6 protein-coding genes are annotated in these 3,798 nt (G+C 27.0%); 4 read left to right on the forward strand and 2 right to left on the reverse strand.

The features are described 5' to 3' along the window. Positions 1-267: DUF261 family protein (locus HNP68_RS06155; RefSeq protein WP_183221493.1), on the forward strand; the 267-nt coding region annotated here is incomplete at its 5' end. Between the two features lie 4 nt (positions 268-271). Here the strand turns inward: HNP68_RS06155 and HNP68_RS06160 are convergent. Continuing rightward, positions 272-1,048 (reverse strand): site-specific integrase, encoded by a 777-nt coding sequence (locus HNP68_RS06160; protein WP_183221495.1) that lies wholly within the window; start codon positions 1,046-1,048, stop codon positions 272-274. A 436-nt stretch (positions 1,049-1,484) separates the two neighbouring features. On the opposite strand from HNP68_RS06160, the gene HNP68_RS06165 reads away from it, so the two are divergent. Together HNP68_RS06165 and HNP68_RS06170 are read left to right on the forward strand one after the other, a co-directional pair. Beyond that, the gene (locus HNP68_RS06165) at positions 1,485-2,234 is read left to right on the forward strand and encodes a hypothetical protein (RefSeq protein WP_183221497.1); all 750 of its coding nucleotides are present in this window, start codon (positions 1,485-1,487) and stop codon (positions 2,232-2,234) included. A gap of 24 nt (positions 2,235-2,258) precedes the next feature. Beyond that, the gene (locus HNP68_RS06170; protein ID WP_183221499.1) at positions 2,259-2,765 is read left to right on the forward strand and encodes a hypothetical protein; all 507 of its coding nucleotides are present in this window, start codon (positions 2,259-2,261) and stop codon (positions 2,763-2,765) included. 74 nt (positions 2,766-2,839) lie between these two features. Here the strand turns inward: HNP68_RS06170 and HNP68_RS06175 are convergent, their stop codons facing one another. Next, the gene (locus HNP68_RS06175; RefSeq protein ID WP_183221501.1) at positions 2,840-3,529 is read right to left on the reverse strand and encodes a hypothetical protein; all 690 of its coding nucleotides are present in this window, start codon (positions 3,527-3,529) and stop codon (positions 2,840-2,842) included. A 151-nt stretch (positions 3,530-3,680) separates the two neighbouring features. On the opposite strand from HNP68_RS06175, the gene HNP68_RS06180 reads away from it, so the two are divergent. Next, a partial coding sequence (locus HNP68_RS06180; protein ID WP_183221503.1) for a DUF603 domain-containing protein occupies positions 3,681-3,798 on the forward strand: 118 nt, incomplete at its 3' end.

The raw sequence follows: 3,798 nt of genomic DNA on the forward strand, positions 1-3,798 counted from the left end.
CTTGATTATATTAGGAGTAATTGCTTTATTAAGAATCCTTGTTTGATACTTAGTTACTATGGAATTAGGAGTATGGCAAGATATGAAAATTCTCTATATCTTGCAGCTGCAAATGAGTTTGAAATAAGTGAAGTTAAGATTAAAAATGTTGCTGGATATCACTTTATTGCGACAAAAGAAAAAGAGATATTATACGATTCACTTGATTTAAAACCACGAGGGAAAGAATTTAGAGTAACTTCAAAGCGTATTTTTAAGTTTAAATAATGCACTATAGCTTTAAACTATTTTTTGTGAATTTATAAGCTTGAATTTTGTTAGCAGAAGAGAGTCCATAGATATTATCAATTTCATGAGTTGAAGAGTATTTCATAAGCTCTTTAATTTGAAAAGAATTGTAACCATTGGCTTTTAAATTTGAAATAAATAAATTTCTACATAAATGAAGAGATTTATTTGCTTTAAATCCAGATTTTTTAAGAAGATTTTTGAATTTTCTAGAAATATGGATAATATCAATTTGATTATCTTTAAACTTATTTTTAGTCTTTTGGAAAAAATAAGTACGCCTAGTATCAATATTTTTTTCTTCGAAATGATTTTTATGAGCTATTTGAATAGCATCGAATTCTTTTGAATTTATAACAATTTCTCTAATACAAGTGGTACTTCTTTTTTTTGCTACATTTACTTTTATATTGTAAAAAATTTCACCAGTTTTGCTTAAAAAGGGAGAAATATCTTGCATTTTTACTTTCCTAATTTCAGTGCCCCTACACCCGGTTATTAAAAGCAAATATACAAACCAACCAGATATGGGATCAATTTGTTTTAGCATTTTGATACATTTTTCAATGAGTTTACTAGTTTTTGGAGTTAGGTAGAACTTAGGACTAGGCTTTAGAGTTTCTTTTTTAGTTTTAGATGAATTTTTCAGAGAATTTTTAAGAATTTTATTTTCATCAATAACTTTTTGATAATCTTTTAGAAGTTTGAGGATAAAGTCTGTATGACTATTATTTAAATTAAGATAATTATTAAAGTCCATAAAATCATCTCTTTAAAAGTGTTACTTTTAAATTAAGTAAAAGTAATAAAAATAGGTAAAAATTACAATTTACATTTTATCAAAAACTAAAAATTTTAGTCAAATTGAAGTGTCTCTCATTGCATGCGAAATTTAGAGTATAGAGTGGTTGTAGCAAGCAGAAGTGGCGATTTTTAAGGGGGTAAGTTAAGAAAGATAGTATACTTTGTGTGATATATAGCAAATACCCTGAAATTTAATTTATATGTGTTTTGTGAGTTTCTGTAGTGAGTTGACCATTTGCAATGGAGAGATTTTCGGGAGTTGATTAAAATTACATTTTCAGTTTGTTAAAATGTAATAACGCAATGTAACAAAATCAATTATTTAAACCTGTAAAAAATTGTAATTATTATGGGTTGCATTATCTTTTGAACTTATAGAATAGGAGTAACTTATGAATAAAAAAATAATAATGTTTATTATTTGTGGCATTTTTGCATTAGTTATTTCTTGCAAGAATTATGCAATTAATAAAGATTTAGAAAATTTAAAAGAAAATGCTAGAGAGAAGGTTGATGGATTTTTAGAGATAAAAAAAGAAGAGTTGACTGAAGGGATTAAAAACTTAGGATCAAAAGTTTCTTCAAAAGTTCAAGAAAAATTAATGCAAGCTGATGATCCACAAGGGCAAGCTCAAGAACAATTAGATCAAGAAGTTAAAGAATTAGAGAAAAAATTAAAAGAATTGAAAGAGAAAATAGAGAAAACTGATGATAAAACTACTCTTGGAGAATATTCTGGTTATGAAAAAGAATTAGAGACATTAGAAAAAGAATTAGGGGAAAAATTAAAAGATAAAAAAGAAGATAAAGAAAAACTTGAAAAGAAATTAAAAGAGTTAAAAGAAAAATTAAAAGAGAAAAAAGAGAAAAGAAAAAAAGCTTTAGAAGCGGCTCAAAAGAAATTTCAAGAATATCAACAACAATATAGTAATGCAAATGGAGTAACTGAAGGCGATCAATCTCGAAATCAAGGGAAAGTTGGGCAACAAGCTTGGAGTGAGGCTAGCAAATTAGGGTTATTAGATAAAAATTCTTCTATTGATAATGATGGTACTAGTGATATAACAAAAAAAGTTATAGATGGTGCACTTGAGAAGATTAAAAAAGAATTAGAAGAGAATAAGAATGATAATTTAAAATAGAAGTTCAATATGTAGGAGTACCTTATGGAGAAAAAAGTTTTTATTATTTGTGCAGTTTTTGCACTGATAATTTCGTGTGATAATCATGGAAATTTAAAAATAATTGAAGAAAAAAATCAAGAAAAAACTAAAGAGAAAGGTGTAAAAGGACAAGTTCAGGGATTTTTAGAAATAGAAGATAAAGAATTAATGCAAGCTGATGAGTCTAAAAAACAAATATCACAAGAGGAACAGCAAAAACAAAATAGAAAAAAGGCTTTAGAAGATGCTAAAAAGAAAGTAGAAGGGTTTCTAAAAGAATTAGAAGAGCTTGAAAAGAGAGCAGAATATAAAAAACGAGTAAATGATAATACTTATTACCAAGCTGATGATCCAATGAGAATTGGAGATGAAGTTTATAAGTGTGCCCTTGAGCTAGGTTTTAATCCTGATGATTTATTCAAGGGGTTCCTTTATAAGGGCATTGAAACAGAAAAGAAAGATATAGCCAATTTACTTCAAAAAATTGAAGAAGAGCTTGAAAGTTTTTAAGAAAAAAAATAATAAAAAATGGCTTTTGAAAACATAAATTATGAATAACAAGACTAACAAATAGTCTTGTTCTCTTATTTAAAATATTCACTGTGTTTATTATATAGTCTTTGAAAACCATAAAGATCAAAAGTTATAGATCGCGTTAGTTTGCCTGGATCTTCACTTTCAGGAACCTCAATTATGATCGTTGCAGTTTTATGTTTTAATAATTTTGGAAGTAAATTTTCTATACCTGGATCAGAAGTTCTTAAATTAATTCTAATAAACTCTTCACGTGAATCACGTGAAACGTTCCAAATTTCCCACATAACTCTACCATTTACAAATTTTTGATCTAACTTTCTTATTATTTTTTCAGCTCCATTGGCAAAAGAGAATGTAACCTTTATTTTACTAATGTTTTCACGTATTTCATATAACATAGGATATGAATTTTCAAAATCTATACTATAATAGTATTCTAAGTTAAATCCCCTATAATATGTTTCTTCCCCGTTTTTAATATATCTTGAAGTGGTAAAGCTAATGCGACTTGATTTTTCATCTTTTCCTGTAGAGATACTAGAAATAGTTCCTTTACCGGAATAACGGGTTTCAACATCATTTCTAAAAGTCTGAAAATAGGAAATATTTGCATCTGTAGTCCCTTTTTTGTGATAGTATTTTTCTTTATATCCCTCATCCGTAGATTGATCATAGGAAAATCCTATTATTTTTGTTGAAAACAGTAAAAATATCGAGAATATTTGAGATTTATTCATATAAATACTCCTTTTATAACAATGAACATTGTAAATATAGATCAATAGCTAATAAGTATAGAAAAGCTAACAGTTTATGTTAACAATTTGTTAAATTGCTTTACTATTTAGAGTAACAATTTGTTAATTTTGTTACTTTTGGGTAGTGCTTTTGAAAAGAGTTAAAAGATCTTATGATGATTATGTTGCATATTTTATAGAAGGAACTTTAAATGATGGAGAAATAGCAGCTAGACTAGGAGTTTCTAAAGTAAATGTGTGGAGAATGA

The sequence above is a fragment of the Borreliella yangtzensis genome (assembly GCF_014201775.1).
Classification (GTDB): Bacteria; Spirochaetota; Spirochaetia; order Borreliales; family Borreliaceae; genus Borreliella; species Borreliella yangtzensis.